Below are 25,856 nucleotides of genomic sequence, written 5' to 3' on the forward strand. Positions count from 1 at the left end.
ACCGGGCCGTCGGCGTCGTACATCAGCCTTCCGCGGGCTCCGCGGCGGCCGTGACCTTCCGGGCACGGCGGGCCCGGGGCTTCGCCTCGCCCGCGGCCTCCGCCTCCGGGGCGGTCTGCGCGGGGATCTCGGCGGTGGCCGCGGTCTTGCGGGTGCGGCGTGGCTTGGTCTCCGTCGCCTCGGCCTGCTCGACCGCGGTCTCGGTGGCCGCTGCGGTCTTGCGGGTGCGCCGGGGCTTGGTCTCGGCCGCCTCGGCGGTGTCGAGGGCGGCCTCGGCCTTCTTGGCGGCGGTCTTCCGCGTCCGGCGCGGCGTGCTCTCCGCGGCCTCCGCCTCCGGGGCGGTCTGCGCGGGGATCTCGGCGGTTGCTGCGGTCTTGCGGGTGCGCCGGGGCTTGGTCTCGGCCACCTCGGCGGTGTCGAGGGCGGCCTCGGCCTTCTTGGCGGCGGTCTTCCGCGTCCGGCGCGGCTTGGTCTCCGTCGCCTCGGTCTGCTCGACCGCGGTCTCGGCCCGCGCCGCCGTCTTCCGTGTACGCCGGGGCCTGGTCTCCGCCGACTCGACCGGTGCGGTGCCCGCCTCGGCCGTGTCGAGCGCCGTCTCCGCCTTCGCGGCGGTCTTGCGGGTGCGGCGCGGCCTGGTCTCGGCCACCTCGGCCACCTCGGCCGGCTGGGCGCTGGCCTCGGCCGTCTCGACCGTGATCTCGGCGGCCTCGGCGGACTTCGTGGCCTTGCGCGTGCGGCGGCGGCGCGGCTCAGCGGCCGGAGCCTCGGCCTCGGCCTCGGAGAGTACGGGGGCTGCCGCGGCGACCACGGTCTCCTCGACCGGCGACACGGTGTCGGCGGACACCGTGTCCACCACCGCCGTCTCCGCGGACCTGCGGGTACGGCGCCGGCGCGGCTTAGCGGGCGCCTCGGGGGCGTCCACAGCCGTGCCCTCGGCGGTGTCGACGGCGGACTCCGCCGCCTCCACGGGCTCCACGGAGTTCACCGTCTGCGCCGACGCTGTTCCCGCGGGGGCACCGCCCCGCGTGCGACGGCGACGGCGCGGGGTGCGTACGGCGGTACCGGTCTCCGCCCCCTCGGAGCTTCCCTCGGCCGGGCCCGCCGGCTGCTGCGCGGCCTCGTCCATCGGCGCACCGCTGCGCGTGCGGCGGCGGCGACGCGGCGTACGGGCCGAGTTCTCCCGCTCCTCGGCACGGGAGTCACCGCGCCCGCCCCGGCCACCGCGCCCGCGCGGCCCACCACGGCCGCCCGGCTCGCCCAGGTCCTCCAGCTCCTCGGCATCCAGCCCGGCCCGGGTCCGCTCCGAGCGCGGCAGGATGCCCTTGGTGCCCTCGGGGATTCCCAGATCCGTGAACAGGTGCGACGAGGTGGAGTACGTCTCCGGCGGGTCGCTGAAGCCCAGGTTCAGCGCCTTGTTGATCAGCTGCCAGCGCGGGATGTCGTCCCAGTCGACCAGCGTGATCGCCGTACCCTTCGCACCCGCGCGGCCGGTACGGCCGATGCGGTGCAGATACGTCTTCTCTTCCTCGGGGGACTGGTAGTTGATGACGTGCGTGACGCCCTCGACGTCGATGCCGCGGGCGGCGACGTCGGTGCAGACGAGCACATCCACCTTGCCGTTGCGGAACGCCCGCAGTGCCTGCTCACGGGCGCCCTGGCCGAGGTCGCCGTGGACCGCGCCGGAGGCGAAGCCGCGCTGCTTGAGCTGGTCGGCGAGGTCGGCGGCGGTGCGCTTGGTGCGGCAGAAGACCATGACCAGGCCCCGGCCGTCGGCCTGCAGTATCCGCGCGACCAGCTCGGGCTTGTCCATGTTGTGCGCGCGGTAGACGAACTGCGTGGTGTTCGCGACCGTGGCACCCTCGTCGTCCGGGGCCGTGGCGCGGATGTGCGTCGGCTGCGACATGTAGCGCCGGGCCAGACCGATCACCGCGCCCGGCATGGTGGCCGAGAACAGCATGGTCTGGCGCTTGACCGGGAGCATGTTGATGATCTTCTCGACGTCGGGCAGGAAGCCCAGGTCGAGCATCTCGTCGGCCTCGTCGAGGACGAGCGCCCTGACATGCTTCAGGTCGAGCTTCTTCTGGCCGGCGAGGTCGAGCAGCCGGCCCGGGGTGCCGACGACCACGTCGACGCCCTTCCTCAGGGCCTCGACCTGAGGTTCGTAGGCCCGGCCGCCGTAGATGGCGGTGACGCGCACATTGCGCACCTTGCCAGCGGTGAGCAGGTCATTGGTGACCTGCGTGCACAGTTCGCGGGTCGGAACGACGACCAGCGCCTGCGGGGCGTCGGTGAGGTCCTCGGGCCGCGCGCGGCCGGCCTCGACGTCCGCGGGGACGGTGACGCGCTCAAGGAGGGGAAGACCGAAGCCCAGCGTCTTTCCGGTGCCGGTCTTGGCCTGGCCGATGACGTCCGTGCCCGTGAGGGCCACGGGGAGCGTCATCTCCTGGATGGGGAACGGAGTGGTGATGCCGACGGCCTCCAGGGCCTCGGCGGTCTCGGGGAGGATTCCGAGCTCTCGGAACGTCGTAGTCAGGGTGCTGCCTCTTCTGTGTGCGCGGTGCGAGGCGAGCGCGGGGGTCGTGTAGGGACCGTGCCGGGGACGTCGGCTGCCTTACGGGCGGGGCCGAAGGGCGCGGGACCACTGCCGACGCTCGAGCGTTCGTACCGCTGAGGTGTCCCTCCGGATTCCGTACGCACGGGGGCGTACGGCTTCAGAGGGCTGTCGGGTCGGAGCCGATCGGGCCACCGACCGGGCATCCTCATACATGTGCAGCCCGTTGAGTACGTCAGAGTCCTCAGCAGGCGCATTACCACCATACCCCGGATTCGCGCACACGCCATGGCCGATTTGGTCACGTAGTCGTCGTCACACTGATTGACCAGGGCCATCCGGCACGGGACGGGCGGGCTATTGTGCGCTGCATGACGAGCTCTGACAAGCCTGAGAACGCCGAGGACACCCCCGAGACCTCCGCAGGACACACCGGCGTCGCCGCCATGGAATGGGCGGCCGCCTCCGCGGACCCTCAGTACCGTGCCGCCGTCGTGGATCTGCTCGGCGCGCTCGCGTACGGCGAGCTTGCGGCGTTCGAGCGGCTCGCGGAGGACGCCAAACTGGCGCCCACCCTGGCCGACAAGGCGGAGCTGGCGAAGATGGCCTCGGCCGAGTTCCACCACTTCGAGCGGCTGCGCGACCGGCTCGCCGAGATCGGGGAGGAGCCGACGCTCGCGATGGAACCGTTCGTCGCCGCCTACGACGGATTCCACAAGCAGACGGCGCCCTCCGACTGGCTGGAGGGCCTGGTCAAGGCCTACGTCGGCGACTCCATCGCCAGTGACTTCTACCGTGAGGTCGCGGCCCGGCTGGACTCCGACAGCCGCGCCCTGGTGCTGGCCGTGCTCGACGACACGGGGCACGGCGGCTTCGCCGTGGAGAAGGTGCGCGCGGCGATCGACGCGGACCCGCGCGTGGGCGGGCGGCTCGCGCTGTGGGCACGGCGGCTGATGGGTGAGGCGCTGTCGCAGTCCCAGCGGGTGGTCGCCGACCGGGACGCGCTGTCGACGATGCTCGTGGGCGGCGTCGCGGACGGGTTCGATCTCGCCGAGGTCGGCAAGATGTTCTCCCGGATCACCGAGGCGCACACCAAGCGGATGGCGGCGCTGGGCCTGGCGGCCTGAGGGACGCTCCGGGCCGCTCGGGCCCGGTTCAGGCCGGGGTCGTCCCCGCAGTCACCGTCGGCGGCCGGTCAGGCGGTCGCCGACCGGCGGCGCAGTCTTCCCGCGGGGCGCAGCAACAGGGACAGCGACGCCACGGACACGATCACCGCGCCCAGCAGTATCGTCAGCAGGTTTCCGGCGTCCAGCGCGGTGTTCATGACGAAGGCGCCGGACAGCGCTCCGGCCACTCCGGTCGGCAGGACCAGGGTGCGGGCGGGAAGCCGGTGCGGCATACGGTGATACGCCGCCCACGCCAGAGCCAGGCCGAGCATCGCGGAGCTGAGCGCTTCGAAGAGCATGCTGGGGTCCCTCCCACATGGCCGGCCTGCATTCGGTCGTAGCCCGTCATACCCCTGACCTGCGGAACCCAATCCACCCTTGCGGAGGACCCGTGCTCCCTCCGCGAGGACGCGAGGGCGTGTCGCGCGGTGCTTCCGGGGGCCGCGCGGAGTGCGCCGGCGAGGGCGGGTGCGGGTGCGGGGGCGCGTCGCGCGGTGTGCCGACGAGGCGCGCGGTCTGGTGCCGGTGCGCGGGGGCACCGGAGATCGCCGGAGGGTCCCGGAGGACGCACGCGGAAGGGCCCGGCGGTACGGAACCGCCGGGCCCTTCACACGACTGTGCGGTCGTCGCCTACAGCGCGCCGAAGCCCACCTTGCGCGGGGCCGGCTCGCCGATCTCGATGTACGCGAGACGGTCGGCCGGCACCAGGACCTTGCGGCCGTGCTCGTCCACGAGGCTCAGCAGTTGCGACTTCCCGGCCAGCGCCTCGGCCACCACACGCTCGACCTCCTCCGCGCTCTGACCGCTCTCCAGAACGATCTCGCGGGGCGCGTGCTGCACGCCGATCTTGACCTCCACGGCTATGTCCCTCCGACGGTCAGTGAAGTGCGCGACCTTCCGCGCCGTACCGTCACACATTAGCCCGGTGAGGGGACGTACACGCTGTGCCCGGCAACGCCAGGAGCGAACAGCCGACGGGAACGGACGGCCCGCCGCCTCAGTGCTGCTGGTCGATGCCGTGCAACGGGAATCCGGCGATGCCACGCCAGGCCAGCGAGGCCAGCAACTGGACCGCCTGGTCGCGCGGCACACTGCGGTCGCTGTGCAGCCAGGACCGCGCCACCACCTGGGCGAGACCGCCGAGCCCCGAGGCGAGCAGCATCGACTCGGCCCGGGACAGCCCGGTGTCCTCGGCGATGACGTCGCAGATCGCCTCCGCGCACTCATTGGTGACCTTGTCGACGCGCTCGCGCACGGCCGGCTCGTTCGTCAGGTCCGACTCGAACACCAGGCGGAACGCGCCGCCGTCGTCCTCGACGTAGGCGAAGTAGGCGTCCATGGTCGCGCGGACGCGCTGCTTGTTGTCCGTCGTCGACGCCAGCGCGTGCCGCACCGACTGGATCAGGGCCTCGCAGTGCTGGTCCAGCAGCGCGAGGTAGAGATCGAGTTTGCCCGGGAAGTGCTGGTACAGCACCGGCTTGCTGACGCCGGCGCGCTCGGCGATGTCGTCCATCGCCGCCGCGTGGTAGCCCTGCGCGACGAAGACTTCCTGGGCGGCGCCCAGCAACTGGTTCCGTCGGGCACGGCGCGGCAGGCGTGTACCCCTCGGGCGTACCGCGTCCGTCTGCTCGATGGCTGTCACGCCGCCTCCCAATGTCGTCCATGTGCGGTGTGAGCCGCGCCGCCATCGTACTTTTCGGTAACCGTGGTGTGCGCGGTGAGAGCGCAGAATTTCACGGACCGGACGGCGGAGAAAGCCGTACGGACGGTTTCAAAAGCTGTCAGAGCGGGCAAGACCTTTTCCCTCATTGCCCGGCTTCCTGTGCGACGGCGCCCTGGACGGCGCGCTGTCTCACCGGTAGTCGTCCTCGTCGAGGGAGACGACCCGGGCCTGTTCCACCAGATCCGCCTCGTTGGCGCGGTCGCGGTCGCGTCCGACGTCGGTCAGCGGGTCGTCGTGGTCCGGGGTCACCTCCGTCTGCTGCTCGGCCGTGTCGGCCCGGGGGGCCTCGACGTCGTACTCCTGGCCCTCGGGCCGGTCCTCGTCCTCCGCGAACGTCTCGGGGTCGCTCGGGTCTACGGTCATGGTGGGCTCCCTTCCTACGAACGTCCCTGAAGGTGCAGGGGCCACATGCGGGTGCCCTCTGTACGAGCCTAGGAGACACCCGATCCGAACGCCATGCGATCCGCGACCGGGATGTGACAGGGCGCGCACGCCGGTGCGGGGGGTGTGCGCCCGTCGCGCGCCCGGTCGGGCGCTTCTGTGATGCCGAACACATGAACCACTACGTGATCGTCTCGTAACATTGCCGCATGTCTTCGACCGATCTGCCGTCCGTGCCGCCCGCAAGCGTGCTGCCCGAGGCGGCCGCCGTCAGGGTCGCGGAGGGCGAGCGCCTCAGGTCGGTGGAACTGCCCGGTGTCACCCTCTCCATCCGGTCGAGGCCACCCGCGCGGGAGGGGCTGCCGTCGGCCCTCTTCGTCCACGGACTCGGCGGTTCCTCACTGAACTGGTCGGCTCTCATGCCGTTGCTGCACGACGTCGTGGACAGTGAGGCGGTGGACCTGCCGGGCTTCGGCGACTCACCCCCGCCGGACGACGGCGACTACTCCGTCACCGCGCACGCGCGCGCGGTGATCCGCTATCTCGACGTCTCCGGCCGCGGCCCGGTGCATCTCTTCGGCAACTCGCTCGGCGGCGCGATCGCGACCCGTGTCGCCGCCGTACGCCCCGACCTCGTCCGCACCCTCACGCTCGTGTCGCCGGCCCTGCCGGAACTGCGGGTGCAGCGCAGCGCCGTTCCCACGGGACTCCTGGCGGTGCCCGGGGTCGCACCGCTGTTCACCCGCATCACCCGGGAGTGGACGGCGGAACAGCGGGTCCGCGGCGTGCTGAAGCTCTGTTACGGGGACCCCGGGCGGGTGTCGTCGGAAGGGTTCCGCAACGCCGTGCAGGAGATGGAGCGGCGGCTGCGGCTGCCGTACTTCTGGGACGCGATGGCACGCTCCGCGCGAGGGCTCGTCAACGCGTACACCCTGGGTGGCCAGCAGGGACTGTGGCGCCAGGCCGAGCGGGTGCTCGCGCCGACCCTGCTCGTCTACGGCGGCCGGGACCAACTCGTCGGCTTCCGCATGGCCCAGCGCTCGGCGCGTGCCTTCCGGGGCTCCCGGCTGGTGACCCTCCCCGACGCGGGGCACGTGGCGATGATGGAATACCCCGGGACCGTGGCCCACGCTTTCCGTGAACTACTCAGGGATACAACGGATTCGGCCGATGAGGGGGATACTGGGGAACCGGACGCGCAGGGCGCTCCGGGTTCGCCCGTCACCGACACCGGTGACGGAACCACCGCCGACGACATGAGGGGCTGAGGCGCGACGTGGGACGCCACAGCCGACGTGGACCCGCCCCCAAGGGCAAGGCCGCGGACACCGCCGCGGAACGCAAGGGCCGGGACGGTCGCGAAGGCCGCCGGGCCGGCCGCAGGGAGGACCTGCCGGGCCCGCGCCCGACACCCGAGGCCCCCCAGGGGACGGTCCGGCAGCCGGCGCCGGGGCGGCCCCCCGCGGACGGGGTTCAGGGGTACGGGGCCCCGTACGGGAGATCGCCCGGGACGCCCGCACACGGTGTGCCACGGCTTCCGGACGGATGGCATGCGCAGGGGACGCCCCCGTACGGCTTTCCCCGGCTGCCGGACGGGACGCCGGCCCACGGTGTTCCCCGGCTGCCCGACGGCACTCCCGCGCGCGGCGTTCCCCAGGCCCGCGGTGGCCACCCCGAACAGCGTGAACCCGGCGGCGGCTGGGGCACGTTGAACGGCCCGACGACGTCGGGGGCCGGGTACGGCGGACCGGCGACCGGGCAGGGTGTGCCCCTCCCGCGACAGCGGCAGGCGCCCCGCGGAGCGCCGCGCCAGGACTACCTCGATGCCTTCACCGAGGGCGCGGCCCCCCTCACCCCGCGCCCGCCGGACGTCGCGCGTCCCGCCGGCCCCTACACCGCGGTCACCGACTGGAACAGTGCCCCGGCCACCGGCGTCCGCCCCCACGCCGACGACGACAACGAGCCGCCGACCGGGGAGCCCGCGGAGAACAGAGGCGGCAAGGGGCGTACGTTCACCGGCATCGCGGCCGTCGCGGTCACCACGGTGCTGGCCGTCGTCGTGACCGGCCAGGTCGCCGAGGAGCAGGACGGCACCGGCGGCGTACGGGCGCAGTCGGCCGGCGGGCAGGCCCGGGACGTCCGGGACCCCGCCTCGCGCGGCGACCAGCGGGAGACGCCCACCGTGCCCGCCGCCGAGCCGCTGACGTACGAGCAGAAGATGGACAGGAAGTACCCGCTCGCCTCGACGCGGGCGGGCAGCGGGAAGTTCTACGCGGTCCCCGGCATCGACAAGGCGCCCGGCAAGGGGCAGAAGTTCACCTACCGGGTGGACGTGGAGCAGGGGCTCGGCCTCGACGGCGAGCTCTTCGCCGAGGCCGTGCACAGGACGCTCAACGACGACCGCAGCTGGGCGCACAACGGTGCCCGCACCTTCGAGCGCGTCCACTCCGGCCGGGTCGACTGGGTGATCACCCTCGCCGGATCCAGGACGACCGCGGAATGGTGCGCCAAGTCCGGCCTGGACACCACCGAGGACAACGTCTCCTGCGACTCCGCGGCCACCGAACGCGTGATGATCAACGCGTACCGGTGGGCGCAGGGTTCCGAGACCTACGGCGACGAGATCCACGCCTACCGGCAGATGCTGATCAACCACGAGATCGGCCATCGCCTGGGCTTCGGCCACGTCACATGTGACAAGGACGGCGACCTGGCCCCGGTGATGCAGCAGCAGACCAAGTTCCTCGACCACGACGGAATCAGCTGCCGCCCGAACCCATGGGCCTACCCCAACGCCTGATCATCACCTGATCGCACACTGATCACTTAGCGCTCCGAAACGCGCCCCGCACGGGAAAGTTACGCCCGTTCACCCCTTTTGGTGGCGTGATGGACAACCGTCCATCACGCCACCATGTGTTCCGCATACGTTCGTCCCGCTGCGAGCCGCCCGTCCAACGGCGGCTCCCCACACGGGAGATCGGGGGTGCACACGTGCGCATCGGACTGCTGACGGAGGGTGGCTATCCGTATGTGAACGGTGAGGGCGGGCTCTGGTGCGACCGCCTGGTGCGCGGGCTCGGCCAACACGAGTTCGACGTCTACGCGTTCAGCAGCGGCGAAGCCCAGGAGGACGCGGGCTGGGTTCCGCTGCCGCCCCAGGTCCGCAGGGTGCGCACCGCACCCCTGTGGGCGGCCGAGGACGACGGAGTGGTGTACGGCCGCCGCGTACGCCGGCGCTTCTCGGAGCACTACGGTGAACTGGCCGCCGCCCTCTGCGCCGCGGCGGACCCCACGACCCCCGAGGCGGACCGTTTCACCGCCGCGCTCCACGGCCTCGCCGAACTCGCCCGCGACGAAGGCGGCCTGGTGGCCGCGCTCCGCTCCGAGACGGCCGTACGGGCCCTGGAGCGCGCCTGTCGCGCGCCCGGCGCCCGGCGCACCGCGCGCGAGGTGCGCGTCCAGGACCTGCTGGCCGTCGCCGCACACCTGGAGCGCGCCCTGCGCCCCCTCTCGCTGGACTGGTACGAGAAGGACGGACTCGGCGCGGTGGACCTGTGCCACGCCGCCGCCGGGGGAGTCACGGCCCTCCCGGGCCTGCTCGCGCACCACTTCTTCGGCATCCCCCTCCTGGTCACCGAGTACGGCATACGGCTGCGAACCCACTACCTCACCCGCCCGGACGCGCCCCCCGCGGTCCGCTCGCTGCTCGCCTCCTTCCACGGCAGGCTCGCCGCAGCGGTCTACCGCGACGCCGCGCTCATCACGCCGGGCAACACACACGCCCGCCGCTGGCAGGAGCGCTGCGGCGCCGACCGGGCGAAGCTGCGCACGGTGTATCCGGGCCTGGACGCCGTGCCCTTCGCCGAGGTGGGGGAGTCCCCGCAGAGCGCCGACCCGCACACCCTCGTCTGGGCCGGCCGGGTGGAGCCCGCCAAGGACCTGGTCTCCCTGCTGCACGCCTTCGCGGAGATCCGCGCGCAGGAGCCGAAGACCCGCCTGCGGATCATCGGCGGCCCGTCCGGGCCCGAGGGCGCCGCGTACCTCGGCCACTGCAGGGCGCTGGCCGCACAGCTCTTCCCGGACGAGGCCGAGGGCCCGCACGCGGTCGGCGACAACCCCGTGTCCTTCGAGGAACCCGGCGGCCCCGGCCTCAGCACCCCGGCCGACGTCCACGCCGGCGGGGCCGTCACCGTCCTGTCCAGCGTGGTCGAGGGATTCCCCGTGGGCCTGATCGAGGCGATGCTCTGCGGACGCGCGACCGTCTGCACGGACGTCGGCGCGGTCGTGGAAGCCGTCGGCGGGACCGGTCTCGTCGTACCACCGCGCAATCCACGGGCGCTCGCCGAGGCCTGCGTCTCGCTGCTGCGCGACCCCGAGCGGCGCGCGCGCCTCGGCGCCGCCGCACGCGCCCGCGCACTGGAACTCTTCACCGTCGACCAGAACATCGCGGCCTTCCACGGCCTCTACCTGGACATCGTCGCGCGGACCCCGGTCCGCCGTCCCGGCCTCGACGACACCGGAGCCCCGCAGCCCTTCGCGGCCCCCGCCGAGGCCCACATCCCCGGCCACTGGACCGACCCCACCCTCCGCGCCGTCCCCACATGGGCGACGGACGCGCCGGTATCCGCGACGGAGACAGCCCGATGAGTGACCTCGGTGAGCTGAACCGCGGTACGCCCCCCGGTGCGGGCGACCCGGTCAAGGCCCTTCTGCACCGCCACCACGACCTGTGTCTCCGGGCCGTGGACCCCTTGGAGATCGCGGCGGGCCTCGAGGCCCACGGCATCACCGACCGGACCGCCGCCCGCTTCCGCCACCGCGACGTCTTCTCCCTGGCGGAGGAGCTCTACGCCAGGGTCCCCCGCGACGCCGACTCCCCCCGCCCCACCTCACCCGGCACGGAACCCACCCACCGGACAGCTCCGGCCCTTCTCCTCCCGCTCCTCCCCGGTGTCCTGTGCGCGGCATCGGTGATCGCCCTGCGCCACACCCACGGCGAGCTCCGTCTCCTCGCGGCCGCCACCGGCATCCTCGCCGTCACCCTCGCCCTGCGGGCGGCACTGCGCCGGGGCCCGCTGAGCAGCCCCGGCCACCCGCCGCGCTCGTCCACCGCGTCCTGGACCTGCTGGCTCATCGGCTACGCCCTACTGGGCGACGGTCTGCTGCACACCGCGATCACCGGCGGTCCCGACGGCCTGCCCGACGGCACGCCCGAGGGGCACTGGCCCCTCACCGTGGCACCGGTCCTGGCGCTCACCCTGGCCTGCGCGCCCGCCGCCTGGACCGCCCAGCTGTTCACCACACGCGCCCGCCGCAGGCTCGCATCCAGCCGCGGCCTGGAGGACTTCTCGGCCTCGGTACGCCCCGTGCTCCTGGGCGTGTTCGTTCTCTTCGTGCTCGCGCTGACAGCCCTGCTGGCCGTGACGTCCGCACTCCTCGACGAGCCGTTCGCGCTCCCGGAGACCCTGACCCTGGGGGCGCTGCTCTTCCTGGCCCGTCTTCTCACGATCCACGGCTTCACCCACGCGCCCAAGGTGATCATCACGCTCACCGCCACCACCCAGGCCACCGCCCTGGCGACGGTCCTCGCCGCCCGCCTCCCCGGGTGCGCGGCGCTGTCCACACCGGTGGAAACCCTGACCGCCTGGAACCCCGCGGCCGTCCCCACCCTCACCTGCGGTGCAGCGGCCCTGACCCTCCTCATCCACGCCTCCCGCAGACTCCCCCGCGCCTCCGCGCACATCCCGCCGGAGCGCCCCCGATGACCGGGCGCTCCCCCAGCCACCTCGAACGCCCGCGGGTGTGGCGGACGCGGCGAGGACGGTACGGGGGACACCAGTACAACCCTCACCCCCCTCACCCGAAGGAGAACCCCACATGACCCCCACCCCCCGCCCCACAGCTCCGCACACCGAAGGAGCCCCCCGATGAGAGTCCTGCTGATCGGAGCCAACGGCTACATCGGCCGCTTCGTCGCCGACCGCCTCCTCGCCGACCCCGCCGTCCAGCTCACTGCCCTCGGCCGTGGCGACGACGCGGACGTCCGCTTCGACCTCGCCACCGGCAGCCCCGGCGCCCTGACCCGCTTCCTCGACGCCGTCCACCCCGGCGTAGTCGTCAACTGCGCCGGCGCCACACGAGGCGGCGCCCGCGAACTCACCCGCCACAACACCGTCGCCGTCGCCACCGTCTGCGAGGCCCTCCGCCGCAGCGGCTGCGGCGCGAGACTCGTACAGATCGGCTGCGGCTCGGAGTACGGACCCAGCCAGCCCGGCTCCTCCACCGCGGAGGACGCCGTCCCCCGCCCCGGCGGCCCGTACGGTGTCAGCAAGCTCGCCGCCACCGAACTCGTCCTCGGCTCCGGCCTGGACGCCGTGGTCCTGCGGGTCTTCTCACCGGTGGGCCCCGGCACCCCCGCCGGCTCCCCCCTCGGCCGCCTCGCCGAGGCCATGCGCCGCGCCATGCAGTCCGGTGACGCCGAGCTGAAGCTCGGCGGCCTCGGCGCCCAGCGGGATTTCGTCGACGTCCGCGACGTCGCCCGCGCCGTCCACGCCGCCTCCCTCTCCGCCGCGCAGGGCGTCATCAACATCGGTTCGGGCCGGGCCGTCCGCCTCCGCGACGCCGCCGGAATCCTCGCCCGGGTGGCCGGCTACGGCGGGGTCCTCAACGAGCTGGACAACCCGGCCGGCCCGCACCACGCCCCCACCCCCCACCTGGCCCAGGCCCACGCGCCGAGCACCCCTCATCCGAGGGCCACCATCGGCCACCCCCGCCCCGACCCCGACCACCACCACCCCAACGCCGGGGGCACCAACCCCGCCGCCTTCCCGTACCCCGACGGCTGCGGAACCTGGCAGCAGGCGGACGTACGCACCGCCCGGGACCGCCTCGGCTGGCGCCCCCGCATCAACCTCGAGGAGTCCCTGGCCGACATCTGGATGGAGGCGGCATGCCGTATCTGACCAGCACCAGACCGGGTACCGCGTGCACGGACGTCCGCACCGGAGTCGGCATTCCCGGCTTGGCGCACCCCCTCCTCGCCCCCACCGAGTGGAACGGACTCACCCGCCCCGGCACCCCTCTGCACTGGGTGGTGCTCAATGTCGCCGACGGCCCCGGCGTCCAGCCCGACCCGCACTGTCTGGAAGCGGCAGGCCGCCTGCGCAATGCCGGGATCCGTGTCCTAGGTCACCTCGACATCGCCTACGGTCTCCGTTCCTTCGGCGAGGTGATCTCCGACGCGCACCGCTTCCTCGACTGGTACCAGGTCGACGGCTTCCTCCTGGACCGCTGCCCCGCCGACCGTGTCGCCTTTCCCGAGGTACGGCGCACCACCGGCACGCTCCGGGTGATGCACGAGGACGCCCACATCGTCCTGGGGCACGGCACGCACCCCTGCCCGGAGTACATGGAGCACGCCGACCAGCTGGTCACCTTCTCCGGCGGCTGGAGCGACTACCGCTGGTCGCAGGTGGCCGAGTGGACCGCCGACCACCCGCCCGAACGCTTCTGCCACTTCGTGCACGGCGTGCCGGGGCCGCACCTCGACGAGGCGTTGCGCATCGCCCGCTGGCAGGGCGCCGCGACGATCTACTTCACCGATCACACCCCCAGCCCCCACAGCGGCCCCTGGGAGCCGATGCCCGGCTACTGGGACGACATCGTCTCGCGTATCGGAACGGGTGTCTCGGAATGAAAAAGGGCATGGCACTGTTAAGCGCAGAACAACCGTACTGATTGACCGACCAACGGAGTCCCCGTGTCGCTGCCACCCCTGGTCGAGCCGGCCCCCGAGCTCACCGTAGACGAGGTCCGCCGGTACTCCCGCCACCTGATCATCCCCGATGTGGGGATGGACGGGCAGAAGCGGCTGAAGAACGCCAAGGTGCTCTTTGTGGGCGCCGGCGGCCTGGGTTCCCCCGGGCTGATGTACATGGCCGCGGCGGGCGTGGGCACGCTCGGCATCGTGGAGTTCGACGAGGTGGACGAGTCGAACCTGCAGCGCCAGGTCATCCACAGCCAGTCCGACATCGGCCGCCCCAAGGCCGAGTCCGCGCGGGACACGATCAAGGGCATCAACCCGTACGTGAACGTGGTCCTTCACGAGGAGCGGCTCGAGGCCGACAACGTGATGGGCATCTTCAGCCAGTACGACCTGATCGTGGACGGCACGGACAACTTCGCGACCCGCTACCTGGTCAACGACGCCTGTGTACTGCTGAACAAGCCGTACGTGTGGGGCTCGATCTACCGCTTCGACGGTCAGGCGTCCGTCTTCTGGTCCGAGCACGGGCCCTGCTACCGCTGCCTCTACCCGGAGCCCCCGCCCCCCGGCATGGTCCCCTCCTGCGCCGAGGGTGGCGTCCTGGGCGTGCTGTGCGCGTCCATCGGCTCGATCCAGGCCAATGAGGCCATCAAGCTGCTCGCCGGTATCGGTGAGCCCCTCGTCGGCCGCCTGATGATCTACGACGCCCTGGAGATGCAGTACCGCCAGGTCAAGGTCCGCAAGGACCCCGACTGCGCGATCTGCGGCGACAACCCGACCGTCACCGAGCTCATCGACTACGAGGCCTTCTGCGGCGTCGTCTCCGAGGAGGCCCAGGCGGCGGCGGCCGACTCCACGATCACTCCCAAGCAGCTCAAGGAGTGGATGGACGACGGCGAGAGCATCGAGCTCATCGACGTGCGCGAGCCGAACGAGTTTGAGATCGTGTCCATCCCGGGCGCCCGTCTGATCCCGAAGAACGAGTTCCTCATGGGCAACGCCCTGGAGGGCCTGCCGCAGGACAAGAAGATTGTCTTGAACTGCAAGACGGGTGTCCGCAGTGCGGAAGTCCTCGCGGTCCTGAAGTCCGCGGGCTTCTCCGACGCCGTCCACGTGGGCGGCGGCGTGGTCGGCTGGGTCAACCAGATCGAGCCGCACAAGCCGATCTACTGATCACCGCTTCCGCCGACCAGCGGACCTGACGAAGCCCACGGCTCTGACCAGCTCAGACGCCGTGGGCTTCGGTCGTCGCCGGTCGGCATCGGCTGACCTCGAACGGCCCGCAGACGGCCCCGAAACTTTCAGCCGGGACATCGCATCCAGGGGCACTGACCGCCTCGATGCGAACTACGGGCGGGGCGGTTCCAGCCCGCCGGCGCTCCCCGTGGCTATCCGACCGAACGAGCACACACGGGGCGCGCCGGTCACGCCTGAGCTTCGTGCCACCAGTTCAGCGGCTCTCCGTCCGGTCCGAACACGTTGCTGAAGCCCCACTCGAGCAGCGCGTTCACGCCTGCGGCCCAAGTTTCCATCACGGCCTCGACGGCAGGGAACCCGGCAGCGGCCGGCACCGTCACCACGATGAACCGCCGGTCGGCAGGCGCCTCCACCAGGCCACCCAGGGGGGCGAAGGAACTGGTCAGGGATTCCAGCGACTCAGCAGAAAAGGGCAGCTCGCTGAATGTTTGGATGCAGAGATTCGGGCCTCGCAGCTCAACCTGGAACAGGCCGTCGGCATCGATTTTCAGCAAGTCTCCGGCCGCGCAGCCCTCGACCATGCCAGGGCTACCCATCAGTTCATAGGTGCCGGGACCGACCTTCCTGGCAGGAAGCGTCTCGAACACTGGCCTGCCCGAGCTGGCAGTGCCGGCCCGGAGTGCCACATGGCAATAGTTGGAGTGCGCCGGACTTTCGATGCTCATTCCAGCATGCTCGCACAGGCTGTACGAGGTTGGGTCCGGCGGGGCCTGCGCCAGCTTGTGCCCCGGACGCGGCCGGTCCTGAGGTCGAGGTCGGGGGCTCCGGGGCACCTTGGGTGTGCGGAGCCCCCGCCGTCGTCATGAGCAGACCTTGCCGTCCTCCGGCACCGTGCCGCTGAGCAGGTACGCGTTCACCGTGGAGTCGACGCAGTCGCTGCCGCTGCCGTACGCGCCGTGGCCCTCGCCCTTCCAGGTGAGCATCACGCCGACATCCTTGCCCAGCTCGTCCGCCATCTTCTGGGCACCCTCGTACGGTGTGGCCGGGTCGCCCGTGTTGCCCACGACCAGGATCGGCGCCGCGCCGGGCGCGCTCACCTCCGGGGTGTCGAACTGACCGGGCACCGGCCAGTCGTGGCACCAGCCGGCCGTGTCCCAGCCGAGGAAGGAGCCGAACACGGGCGAGATCTCCTCGAACTCGGGCAGTAGCTTCTTCGTCTCCTCCATGGTCGGCCGCTGCTTGTCGTCCAGGCACGATATGACCCGCTGTGAGTGGGTGGTGGTGCCGTAGCGCCCCTCGGCGTCGCGTTCGTTGTAGCCGTCGGCCAGGGCCAGCAGTTCGGAGCCGTCCCCCTCTTCCGCCGCCTTCAGCGCGCTGGTCAGCGCCGGCCAGCTGGTCTTGCTGTACAGCGGCAGGACGATCCCCGTCAGGGCCAGCGACTGGGTCAGCTCACGCCCGGACGAGGACGTCGGGAGCGGCTCGGCGTCGATCCGGTCCAGCAGGTCCGCGATCTCCCGCGATCCCTGCTCGGGGTCCCGGCCGGTGGACTTCAGGTAGTTGTTGAGAGCCGTCTGGAACCCGCGTGCCTGGTTCTTGGCGTGTCCCACGGTGTCGGCGGTCGGGTCGACCACGGCGTCGAGTGTCAGCCGGCCCACCTTCCGGGGGAAGAGGCGTGCGTAGACGCCGCCGAGCTCGGTGCCGTAGGAGATGCCGAAATAATTCAGTCTGTCGTCGCCGAGGGACTGCCGGATGCGGTCCATGTCGCGAGCGGTGTCGGTGGTCGACACATGGGCCATCAGTTTCCCGGCGTCCTTCTGGCAGCCCTTGCCGAAGTCGGAGGCGTCCTGGAAGTACGTCCGCTCCTCGGCCGTGGTGTCCGGAGTACCGTCCACCGACGACTCGGCGGCCGCGATGTCCTTGTCGCCGCGGCAGCGGATGCCCTCGCTGGCGGCCACTCCCCGCGGGTCCCAGCTGACCAGGTCGTACCGCTCGTGCAGCGCGGAGACCACCGGGGCGTAGGACGGCATCATGGAGACGCCCGAGCCGCCGGGGCCGCCGAAGTTGAACAGCAGGGAGCCCAGGCGGTCGTCGCCCGTGGCCTTGGCCCGGATGAGGGCCAGCCCGATCGTCGAGCCGTCCGGCTTCGACCAGTCCAGCGGCACCTGGAGTGTGGCGCACTGCCAGTCTCCGCCCGGTGCCGGCTCGTTCCCGGTGGCTTCGCAGCGTCCCCAGTCGAGCGCTGCCGTCCCGCCGCTCCTGCGGTCGTCGCGGCCCTTGTCGTCGTCACCGGAGCCGTCGTCCGACGAGCCGCCGCCGCTGCAGCCGGCCGTCAGTAGCGCGGCGGCGACCGTCAGGGCCGTCCACCGTGTGAAACGGGTCATGTGCCGATTCCCCCCTCGCTGGCCGTCCGTACCGTGCCACGGATGGCGGTCGTGCCATGGTAGGCGGATTCGCCGCCCGCGGGGGAACCCTGTGGATAACGCTCTGACCTGCCGGTATAGGAAATCCGATGGGGTCCGATGGGATTCGATGGGATCCGATGCTCCAGTCAGGGACACGTCGTCCCAGGTGTCGGCACTTTTCCGTCCAGCAGATAGCCGTGCACCGCCCGCTGCACGCACCTGTCCTTGCTGTTGTAGGCGCCGTGCCCCTGCCCCCGGTACGTCAGCTCCACGCCGACACCCTCGCCGAGTGCCTGGACCATTCTGCGTGCCCCCTCGTACGGCGTGGCCGGGTCGCCGGTGTTGCCGATCACGAGGATCGGTGCGGAGCCCGGTGCGCTCACGTCCGGATGGTCGGCGGCACCCGGGACCGCCCAGTCGGTGCAGCCGATCAGGCCCCACGCCAGATAGTCGCCGAACACCCCGGACGCGGCCCGGAACCCGGGCAGGCTGCGTTCCACGTCCTGCGGGGTGTAGCGGGGTTTGTCGTCGGCGCAGTTGATGGAGGTGTTGGCCGCGACGAGGTTGCTGTACTCGCCGTTCTCACCGCGCCCGTTCATCGAGTCGGACAGCAGCATCAGGATCGTGCCGTCACCGTCGTAGGCCTGCTCCAGACCATCGGTGAGGAACTCCCAGAAGTCCCGCGAGTAGAGTGCCTGCGCGATTCCGTTGGTCGCCGCGGTCTGGGTCAGTTCACGGGGGAAGATCCCTGGGACCGGCCTGCTGTCGAGGTCTTTCAGGAGCCGCGCGATACGGTCCTTCACATCCTGCGGGCTGTCTCCGACGGGGCATTCCCCGGCCTTCGAGACACAGTCCTCGGCGTAGTTGTCGAGCGCGCGCTGGAATCCGCGGGCCTGTCCGAGCGCGCCCTGTTCCGCGGTCTGTGTCGGGTCGACGACCGCGTCGAACACGGCGCGGCCCACCTTCCGGGGGAACAGGTGGGCGTAGACGCCGCCGAGTTCGGTGCCGTAGGAGATGCCGAAGTAGTGCAGCCGTTCGTCGCCGAGGACCTGGCGCATCAGGTCGAGGTCACGGGCGGCGTCCGTGGTGCGCACACGCGGCAGGATCTCCTTGGAGTTCTCCTCGCAGTCCGCGTTGAACTCCTTGGTGCTGTCCAGGAGTTCCCTGCGCTCCGCCCCGTCGTCGGGTGTGGCGTCCTGCTGGAAGCGGGCGTCGAGCTGCTGGTCGTTCTGACAGATCACGGGCGCGCTGCGGCCGACCCCGCGGGGATCGAAACTCACCAGGTCGTAGCGGGTGCGCAGCATCGCGTAGTCCTCCCCGAACGCGGGCAGCGTGGTGACGCCGGAGCCGCCGGGGCCGCCGAAGTTGAAGATCAGCGAGCCGATGCGCTCGCTCTCCGCGCCGCTCGACCTGACCCGGATCAGCGCGAGGCCGATGGTGTTGCCCTCGGGGTCGTCCCAGTTCAGCGGCACCTTCATGGTGGTGCAGCGCCACTCGCCCCGGGCACCGGGCAGAGGGGACGGGGGCGGGCCCGCGCCCTGCGCCCCGGACGGGGCCGGGCAGTCCTTCCAGTCGAGCTCCTGCCGCGTCAGGTCCTCGTCCCGGCCGTCCCCGCCGCAGCCCGCCAGCAGTGCGGGCAGCAGTACGGCGGAGGCGGTCAGGGCGGCGGCCCGCAGGCGGAAGGGGTGGGGCATGCTCCCATCGTGCGGTCGCCGGGGACGGGACGCGCGGGACACGGGCCGTACGAGGTAGGGGCCCCACGCCCCGGAAGGATGCCTACAGGGCCGCTTTGCGGGTGAGGTGGTTGAAGGCGAGCCACCCGGGCAGTACCGGCAGCCACAGCGTCAGCAGCCGGAAGAGCAGCACCGCCGGCGCGGCGACCTCCTTGGGGAGCCCGACGGCGATCAGACCGACGGTCAGGGTCGCCTCGACCGCGCCGATACCGCCCGGTGTCGGCGCCGCCGACCCGAGCGCGTTGCCGGCCAGGAACACGACCGCCACGCTCGCGAGGCTGACCGACGTCGTCTCGTCGCCGAACGCCCGGATCGAGGCGTCCAGACACATGACGAAGCACGCCGTCAGCAGCAGCATGCCGCCGATGCCGGTGACCAGCTTCTGCGGCTTCTGCAGCACATCGAGCATGCGCGGCACGACTCCCGCGAAGAGCGACCGCACGCGCGTGACGACGAATTTGCGCAGGAACGGCACCGAGGTCACCACGAGCACCAGCACCGCGACCGTGAGAAGACCGCCGATCACCGTGCGGGACGGCGAGAGGGAGGGGGTCTTCTCGGTACCGGTCAGGTAGCCGAAGGCCATCAGCAACAGGATGTGGGAGCCGAGCCCGAAGAGCTGGGACGCGCCGACGCTCGCCACCGCGAGCCCGGGCCGCACCCCGGCACGCTGGAGGAACCGGGTGTTCAGGGCGACCCCGCCCACCGCCGGCGGGGCGACGATCTTCACGAACGAGCCGGCGACCTGCGCCGCGACGGTCCGCAGGAAGGGCACCCGCTCCGGCACGAACCCGAGCAGGGCCATGGCCGCCGCGAAGTAGCTGGCCGCCGAGAACAGCACGGCCGCGGCCACCCAGCCCCACTCGGCGTTCGACACCAGCGGGCCGAACTCGATGTGGGTGAGCTGACTGAGCAGGAAGTACGCGCCGATCGCGCCGGCGATGAGACTGATCAGCGTCCGCGGACGCACCCGTTCCAGACGGGCCGGCTCGACCGGGGCCTGCGGACGGATGCGCAGCACCTCGTGCCGGATCTGGGTGAGCAGATCCTCCTCGCGTGCCTCTTCCAGCGCCACGTCGATGGCCCGCTTCTCGGCCCGCTGTTCCGCGCGTACGGTCTTCTTGCCGGGCTTGTCGAGCGTCACCCGCTCGACGTCGTGGGCACCGTCGTGCTCCGCGGGGGCCGGCCTGGCCTGCCGGGAGGCTTCGAGGACCGCCTCGCGTTCGCGTTCGGCCCGTTCCCGCGCCAGCTTGCGCAGTGTCCCGCGCGTGGAGCGGCTCAGCGCGATGGGCTGGAGCATCGGCAGACAGCCCGCCACGGTGTCGGGGCCGAGGACGCTCAGTGCGGAGGCCACCGCGCGTTCGGCGCCCACCCTGAGGCCCAGCGTCACCAGCAGCTGGGAGATGTCCATGCGCAGCAGCAGATCACCGGCCGCGATCTCACCGCCGCGCAGATCGGTGAGGATCACCGTGCCGGAACGATCCACCAGGATGGCGTCGCCCACCAGCCTGCGGTGCGCGATACGGCGGGACTGCAGGGCCCGCACCTGGTGCCAGGTGTCGCGCAGCAGGTCGTCGGTGATCTCCTCGTCCGGCAGTGAATCGAGAGTGCGGCCGCCGCTGTGCTCGTAGACGAGCATCACCGCGTCGGGGCCGAGTTCGGAGGTCGCGATCAGCTTGGGCGCGTTGGCCCCGGCCGCGATGGCCGCGTAGGCGAGCAGCGCCTCCTGCTCCAGTGCCTGGCGCAGTGACTGCAGGCTGCGGCGGGTGGCGAAGCCGCGCAGGGCCAGATTGCGCCACGCGCGGTAGAAGAATCCCTGCGCCTGCTGCTCACGGTCGACCACCGTGACGTCCAGCGGCGGACCGTCCTCCAGGGTGACGAAGTACCGGCGTCCGCGGTCGCCGCTCTCGGCGGCGTCCGCCGCCTCCTCGCGCGAGGCGGTCACGGGGCGGAAGCCGACGGTGCGCAGGCCGGCCATCAGGGTGCGTCCGGTGGGGCGCACATTGGGTGAGCCCACCGCGTAGAGGGTGCCGTAGGCGACGGTCCAGCCGATCAGCACCGTGAGGATGATCGAGAACGGGGTGGTGTACCCGGTGACCAGCATCGAGAAGGCGTCAAGGAGCAGCACGACCCACAGCACCGCGCGCCACCGGGGTCTGCGGGACATGCCGACAGCCGTCATGTACGCGATGACCGGTGCCAGATAGCCGTGCACCGGGTCGGTGAGGGCGTGGATGTCACCGGGCGAGGGCTGGGTGAGCGCCTCCTGGATCGAGTCCGGAGCGGCACGTGCCACCCACAGGTCGGTGGCGAGTGTCACACCGTGCGCGAGGACGGCGGCGAGCACACCGTCGGCGATCCGCAGCCCGTCCCGCTTGATCAGCCGTTCGATGGCGAAGGCGACCGGCACGAGGAGGATCGCGATGCTGGAGGCCAGGCCCGCGATCTTGATGAGCAGGTCGGGCGCCTGTCCGGTGCCCTTGGTGATGTCCTGTTCCAGCCCCGAGGTGGTGCCGTGGGCGAACGCGGCGATGGCCAGCAGCACGACGATGGCGAGTACGCCGCCCAGCAGCCGCATGAGATCGGAGGGGCGGTGCACCCGCGCGGGAAGCAGCGGTTCGTCGCCCTCCACCTCGTCGATGTGCGCCGTGTCGGGGTCCGGGGTGCCGGGGGCCGCGGTGTCCGGGCGCGACGAGGCGTCAGGGGTGCCCTCCGTGTCCCCGGGGTGCGCACCCTGCTGCTTCATCGTCTCTTCTCGATCTCGTATCACCGGTCACCGCCCGCACGATGGTGGCATGCCGTATCGGCACAAGGGGGCATCAGGGTCGAAAAGCGGGGCGGCACAGTCTGCCCGAAGCGCTGCCCCGGGGCGAGTCGTGCGCACGCGCGCGAGCGCGCCGTGTTGTCGGTGGGGTGGGGCAGGATGGGCCGGATGAGCCAGGAGAGCCTTCCGTCCCACGGCGGCCCGCAGGACGGCGATGGCCTGCCCGAGCACGCCGACGGCCTGCCCGAGTACGCCGAGCGGGTCCTCGAGGTGGCCGAGCTGATCCCGCCGGGGCGCGTCATGACGTACGGGGACGTGGCCGAGTGGCTGGGGGAGGGTGGCCCCCGGCAGGTCGGACGCGTGATGGCCCTGTACGGGGGAGCCGTGCCGTGGTGGCGTGTCGTCCGCGCGGACGGCGTGCTGCTGCCGGGCCACGAGCTGAGGGCCCTCGGCCACTACCGCGCGGAGAGCACGCCACTGAAGGACGCGAGCCGGGCCGCCCAGGACCATGTGCCGCGGCTCGACATGAGACGCGCGCGATGGGACGGCGGGGGCACCGGGGGCCATACCTGACAGCTTCCGCCATCCCGCACGCCGCTGTGTGACCCATGACCTGCCACGGGGAAACAGGGCACATCCGGGGCATGACGTACGTTCGTGAGGCGAGGGACATGTGCGCCGTGAGGGGCCGGAGGGAGGAAGCGGAAGGTCTGCTTCCGTGGATGTCACCGGCGTAGCGTCGGCAGCGCGTGTCCCCCTCCTCACCCGCACACCGCCCCGCACGCGCGGCGAACGACCCCACAGCACACCCACCAGGACCGGCGAACCACGTGAGCTCCTCTTCCTCCACCAGCGGCCTGTCGCACCCCCCGGTGCGACGGGGGAACCGCGGCGCCCATCGACTGGTGCGTACCCCGCCGGCCCGCGTGAATCCCCCTGTACTGGACGCCGCGCAGCGCTCCGTGGTTGAGCACACGACCGGCCCACTGCTCGTTCTCGCAGGTCCGGGCACCGGGAAGACCACCACGCTGGTCGAGTCCGTGGCCGCGCGCACCGCCCGCGGCCAGGACCCCGGGCGGATCCTGGTGCTGACCTTCAGCCGCAAGGCGGCCGTCGAGCTGCGCGACCGCATGGCCCTGCGCATCGGGGCCGCACACGCCCCGCAGGCGACCACCTTCCACTCCTTCTGCTACGCCCTGATCCGCGCCCATCAGGACAACGAACTCTTCGTGGAGCCGCTGCGGCTGCTGTCGGGCCCCGAGCAGGACGTCACCGTCCGCGAGCTGCTCGCCGGCCAGGTGGACCTGGAGCGGCTCGGGCTGGCCCATGTGCGCTGGCCGGACGAACTGCGCGCCTGCCTGACCACCCGCGGCTTCGCCGACGAGGTCCGCGCGGTGCTCGCCCGCAGCCGCGAACTGGGCCTCGGCCCCGACGCGCTGAACGCCTTCGCCCGCCGCATCGGGCGCCCCGACTGGCGCGCCGCCTCCGCCTTCCTCGCCGAATACCTCGACGTCCTCGATCTCCAGGGCGTCCTCGACTACGCCGAACTCGTCCACCGCGCGGTGCTCCTCGCCCGCCGCCCGGAGATCGCCGGGCAGCTCGCCGCGCGGTACGACGCCGTCTACGTCGACGAGTACCAGGACACCGACCCCGCCCAGGTGCGGCTGCTGCACGCCCTGGCCGGCGGACGGACCCTCGTCGCCTTCGGCGACCCCGACCAGTCGATCTACGCCTTCCGGGGCGCGGACGTCGGCGGCATCCTGGACTTCCCCCACGCGTTCCCCCGCGCGGACGGCCGTCCGGCCCCGGTCGAGGTGCTGACCACCTCCCGGCGCTCCGGCGCGGCCCTCCTCGATGCCACCCGGCGGGTGACCCGGCGCATGCCGCTGCCCCGGCTCCCCGCCGAGAAGGTCCGCGCCCACCGGGAGCTGACCGCGGTACGGGACGGCGGCCGGGCCGAGGTGTACACGTATCCGACGTCCGGCACGGAACTGGACAACATCGCCGACATCCTGCGCCGGGCGCACCTGGAGGACGGGGTCCCCTGGAGCGAGATGGCCGTCCTGGTACGTGCGGGCTCCCGCACCCTGCCCACCGTCCGCCGCGCGCTCACCTCCGCGGGCGTCCCCGTGGACGTCGACGGAAACGACCTCCCGCTGCGCCACGAACCCGCGGTGGCCCCCCTGCTGACGGCCCTGCGCGCGGTGGCGACCGCGGAGGCGGGCACGGGGGAGGACACCGGAACCGACACCCCGGACGGCGCCGGCACCGAGGCGTGCTGGCTCGACACCGAGACCGCCCTCACCCTGCTCACCTCCCCCCTCGCGGGCATGGACGCCGCCGACCTGCGCCGCCTCGGCCGGGCCCTGCGCGAGGAGGAACGGGCCGGCGGCAACCCGCTGCCACCGCCCTCGGACGAACTGCTCGCGCGCGCGCTGGCCGAGCCGGAGCGGCTCGCCGTGCACGATCCCGTCCACGCGCGGGGTGCCCAGCGGCTCGGCTCCCTGCTGCGCGGGGCCCGCCGGCACCTGGCGGCCGGAGGCACGGCCGAGGAGGCCCTCTGGGACCTGTGGGACGGCACACCGTGGCCCCAGCGACTGGAACGCTCCGCCCGGCGCGGCGGCGCGGCCGGCCGCAACGCCGACCGGGACCTCGACGCCGTGTGCGCCCTGTTCGCGACCGCCGCCCGCGCGGAGGAACGCATCGGCGGCAGGGGCGCCCTGAACTTCCTGGAGGAGATCGATGCCCAGGACATCGCCGCCGACACCCTCACGCGGCGTGCCGCCCGCCCCGACGCCGTGCGCCTGATGACCGCGCACCGTTCCAAGGGACTGGAGTGGCGCGTGGTCGTCGTGGCCGGTGTCCAGGAAGGGCTGTGGCCGGACCTGCGCCGCCGCGGCTCCCTGCTGGAGGCCGACCGCATCGGCCGCGACGGCCTGGCCGAACCCCTCACCCCCGGCGCGCTGCTCGCCGAGGAACGCCGTCTGTTCTACGTGGCCGCCACGCGCGCGCGTGAGCGTCTGGTCGTGACGGCCGTGAAGGCCCCCGCCGACGACGGCGACCAGCCCAGCCGCTTCCTGACCGAACTCGGCGTCGAGCCCAAGGACGTCACCGGACGGCCCCGCCGCCCCCTGTCCGTCGCCGCGCTCGTCGCGGAACTGCGCGCCACGACGGTCGACCCCCGGGTGTCGGACACCCTCCGTCAGGCCGCCGCCCGGCGGCTGGCCCGGCTCGCCGCGCTCGCCGACGACGACGGGCGGCCGCTGGTGCCGTCCGCGCACCCGTACCGCTGGTGGGGCATGTTCGACCCGACGGAGAGCAAGGTTCCGCTGCGCAGCCGCGACCAGCCCGTCGTCCTCTCGGGCAGCGCCCTCGACCAGTTGGCCAACACCTGCGCCCTGCAGTGGTTCCTGGGCCGCGAGGTGAAGGCCGACGCACCCGCGACCGCCGCACAGGGCTTCGGCAACGTGGTGCACGTACTGGCGGACGAGGTGGCCTCCGGCCACACCCCCGCCGATCTCGCCGTCCTCATGGAGCGCCTCGACTCCGTGTGGAACGCGCTCGCCTTCGACGCGCCGTGGAAGTCGGCGCAGGAGAAGGAGAACGCGCGCGTGGCGCTCGAACGCTTCCTGAAGTGGCACGTCATGGACCGCGCCGGACGCACCCCGGTGGCCAGCGAACACGACTTCGACGTCACGCTCGAAGCCGGTGACTACGAGGTGCGCATCCGCGGCCAGATGGACCGCGTCGAAGCCGACGCCGAGGGACGCGCGTACGTCGTCGACTTCAAGACCGGCAAGGGGGCGCCCAGCGCCAAGGAGGTGGAGCGCCACCCCCAGCTCGCCGTCTACCAGCTCGCCGTCGGTGAGGGCGCCCTCGACGAGGTCTTCGACGGAGTGCGTCCCGCACCGGGCGGAGCCGAGCTCGTCCAGCTGCGCCAGGGAGCGGCCAAACGGGACGGCGGCGAGACCCTGCCCAAGGTGCAGGCCCAGCAGCCGCCGGAGGGCGAGTGGGTCGGCGATCTGCTGGCCACGGCCGCGGGAAAGGTCCTCGACGAACGGTTCACCCCGACCACCGGCCAGCACTGCGCCCACTGCGCGTTCCGTGCCGCGTGCAGCGCCCGGCCCGAGGGCCGGCACGTCGTCGAGTGACGGGCGTGACGCATCGCACC

At 72.2% G+C, this 25,856-nt stretch carries 19 protein-coding genes; 10 read left to right on the top strand and 9 right to left on the bottom strand.

Annotated features, from left to right (window positions below; genetic code table 11):
- Positions 1–22: 22 nt before the first annotated feature.
- Positions 23–2,440, bottom strand: a complete 2,418-nt coding sequence (locus tag ACIF9R_RS03350; RefSeq protein ID WP_399973606.1) for a DEAD/DEAH box helicase — start codon at positions 2,438–2,440, stop codon at positions 23–25.
- A gap of 482 nt (positions 2,441–2,922) precedes the next feature.
- Here ACIF9R_RS03350 and ACIF9R_RS03355 point away from each other — a divergent pair, with 482 nt between their 5' ends.
- On the top strand, positions 2,923–3,678 hold the full coding sequence (locus tag ACIF9R_RS03355; RefSeq protein ID WP_399973608.1) for a ferritin-like domain-containing protein: 756 nt from the start codon (positions 2,923–2,925) through the stop codon (positions 3,676–3,678).
- Positions 3,679–3,746: 68 nt separating this feature from the next.
- Here ACIF9R_RS03355 and ACIF9R_RS03360 read toward each other — a convergent pair whose 3' ends face one another.
- From ACIF9R_RS03360 to ACIF9R_RS03375, 4 genes are all read right to left on the bottom strand, one after another.
- Positions 3,747–4,016: a hypothetical protein gene (locus tag ACIF9R_RS03360; RefSeq protein ID WP_399973610.1), complete on the bottom strand. Its 270-nt coding sequence runs from the start codon at positions 4,014–4,016 to the stop codon at positions 3,747–3,749.
- A 331-nt stretch (positions 4,017–4,347) separates the two neighbouring features.
- Complete coding sequence (locus ACIF9R_RS03365) at positions 4,348–4,575, bottom strand: DUF3107 domain-containing protein (RefSeq protein ID WP_399797883.1); 228 nt, start codon at positions 4,573–4,575, stop codon at positions 4,348–4,350.
- A gap of 139 nt (positions 4,576–4,714) precedes the next feature.
- Positions 4,715–5,359 carry a TetR/AcrR family transcriptional regulator gene (locus tag ACIF9R_RS03370; protein WP_399973612.1) on the bottom strand — a complete coding sequence of 215 codons (645 nt, stop codon included), beginning with the start codon at positions 5,357–5,359 and terminating at the stop codon, positions 4,715–4,717.
- A gap of 210 nt (positions 5,360–5,569) precedes the next feature.
- The gene (locus ACIF9R_RS03375; protein WP_399973614.1) at positions 5,570–5,803 is read right to left on the bottom strand and encodes a hypothetical protein; all 234 of its coding nucleotides are present in this window, start codon (positions 5,801–5,803) and stop codon (positions 5,570–5,572) included.
- Positions 5,804–6,030: 227 nt separating this feature from the next.
- Here ACIF9R_RS03375 and ACIF9R_RS03380 point away from each other — a divergent pair, with 227 nt between their 5' ends.
- The 7 genes from ACIF9R_RS03380 (at position 6,031) to moeZ (ending at position 14,762) form a co-directional block, all read left to right on the top strand.
- On the top strand, positions 6,031–7,089 hold the full coding sequence (locus ACIF9R_RS03380) for an alpha/beta fold hydrolase (protein WP_399973617.1): 1,059 nt from the start codon (positions 6,031–6,033) through the stop codon (positions 7,087–7,089).
- Between the two features lie 8 nt (positions 7,090–7,097).
- Positions 7,098–8,621: a DUF3152 domain-containing protein gene (locus tag ACIF9R_RS03385; RefSeq protein ID WP_399973620.1), complete on the top strand. Its 1,524-nt coding sequence runs from the start codon at positions 7,098–7,100 to the stop codon at positions 8,619–8,621.
- A gap of 194 nt (positions 8,622–8,815) precedes the next feature.
- Positions 8,816–10,471: a DUF3492 domain-containing protein gene (locus ACIF9R_RS03390; RefSeq protein WP_399973623.1), complete on the top strand. Its 1,656-nt coding sequence runs from the start codon at positions 8,816–8,818 to the stop codon at positions 10,469–10,471.
- Positions 10,468–11,589, top strand: a complete 1,122-nt coding sequence (locus ACIF9R_RS03395) for a hypothetical protein (protein WP_399973625.1) — start codon at positions 10,468–10,470, stop codon at positions 11,587–11,589. The genes ACIF9R_RS03390 and ACIF9R_RS03395 overlap by 4 nt, the downstream gene beginning before the upstream one ends.
- A 162-nt stretch (positions 11,590–11,751) precedes the next feature.
- Positions 11,752–12,786, top strand: a complete 1,035-nt coding sequence (locus ACIF9R_RS03400; protein ID WP_399973628.1) for an NAD-dependent epimerase/dehydratase — start codon at positions 11,752–11,754, stop codon at positions 12,784–12,786.
- Positions 12,774–13,520: a spherulation-specific family 4 protein gene (locus ACIF9R_RS03405; protein ID WP_399973630.1), complete on the top strand. Its 747-nt coding sequence runs from the start codon at positions 12,774–12,776 to the stop codon at positions 13,518–13,520. Before ACIF9R_RS03400 ends, ACIF9R_RS03405 begins: the two co-directional genes overlap by 13 nt.
- A 63-nt stretch (positions 13,521–13,583) precedes the next feature.
- Complete coding sequence (moeZ, locus tag ACIF9R_RS03410; protein ID WP_399973633.1) at positions 13,584–14,762, top strand: adenylyltransferase/sulfurtransferase MoeZ; 1,179 nt, start codon at positions 13,584–13,586, stop codon at positions 14,760–14,762.
- Between the two features lie 251 nt (positions 14,763–15,013).
- Here moeZ and ACIF9R_RS03415 read toward each other — a convergent pair whose 3' ends face one another.
- The 4 genes from ACIF9R_RS03415 to ACIF9R_RS03430 form a co-directional block, all read right to left on the bottom strand.
- The gene (locus ACIF9R_RS03415) at positions 15,014–15,511 is read right to left on the bottom strand and encodes a DUF4265 domain-containing protein (RefSeq protein WP_399973636.1); all 498 of its coding nucleotides are present in this window, start codon (positions 15,509–15,511) and stop codon (positions 15,014–15,016) included.
- A gap of 135 nt (positions 15,512–15,646) precedes the next feature.
- A complete protein-coding gene (locus ACIF9R_RS03420; protein ID WP_399973639.1) occupies positions 15,647–17,167 on the bottom strand; it encodes an alpha/beta hydrolase in 1,521 nt (506 codons plus the stop codon).
- Between the two features lie 167 nt (positions 17,168–17,334).
- Entirely contained in the window at positions 17,335–18,882 is a 1,548-nt protein-coding gene (locus tag ACIF9R_RS03425) for an alpha/beta hydrolase (protein WP_399973642.1), read from the bottom strand.
- 82 nt (positions 18,883–18,964) lie between these two features.
- On the bottom strand, positions 18,965–21,667 hold the full coding sequence (locus tag ACIF9R_RS03430; RefSeq protein WP_399973645.1) for a YbhN family protein: 2,703 nt from the start codon (positions 21,665–21,667) through the stop codon (positions 18,965–18,967).
- Positions 21,668–21,853: 186 nt separating this feature from the next.
- On the opposite strand from ACIF9R_RS03430, the gene ACIF9R_RS03435 reads away from it, so the two are divergent.
- Positions 21,854–22,258 carry an MGMT family protein gene (locus ACIF9R_RS03435; protein ID WP_399973647.1) on the top strand — a complete coding sequence of 135 codons (405 nt, stop codon included), beginning with the start codon at positions 21,854–21,856 and terminating at the stop codon, positions 22,256–22,258.
- A gap of 257 nt (positions 22,259–22,515) precedes the next feature.
- Positions 22,516–25,836: an ATP-dependent helicase gene (locus ACIF9R_RS03440; RefSeq protein ID WP_399973649.1), complete on the top strand. Its 3,321-nt coding sequence runs from the start codon at positions 22,516–22,518 to the stop codon at positions 25,834–25,836.
- Positions 25,837–25,856 lie beyond the last annotated feature (20 nt).

Source organism: Streptomyces sp. NPDC086080 (genome assembly GCF_044540255.1).
GTDB lineage: Bacteria > Actinomycetota > Actinomycetes > Streptomycetales > Streptomycetaceae > Streptomyces.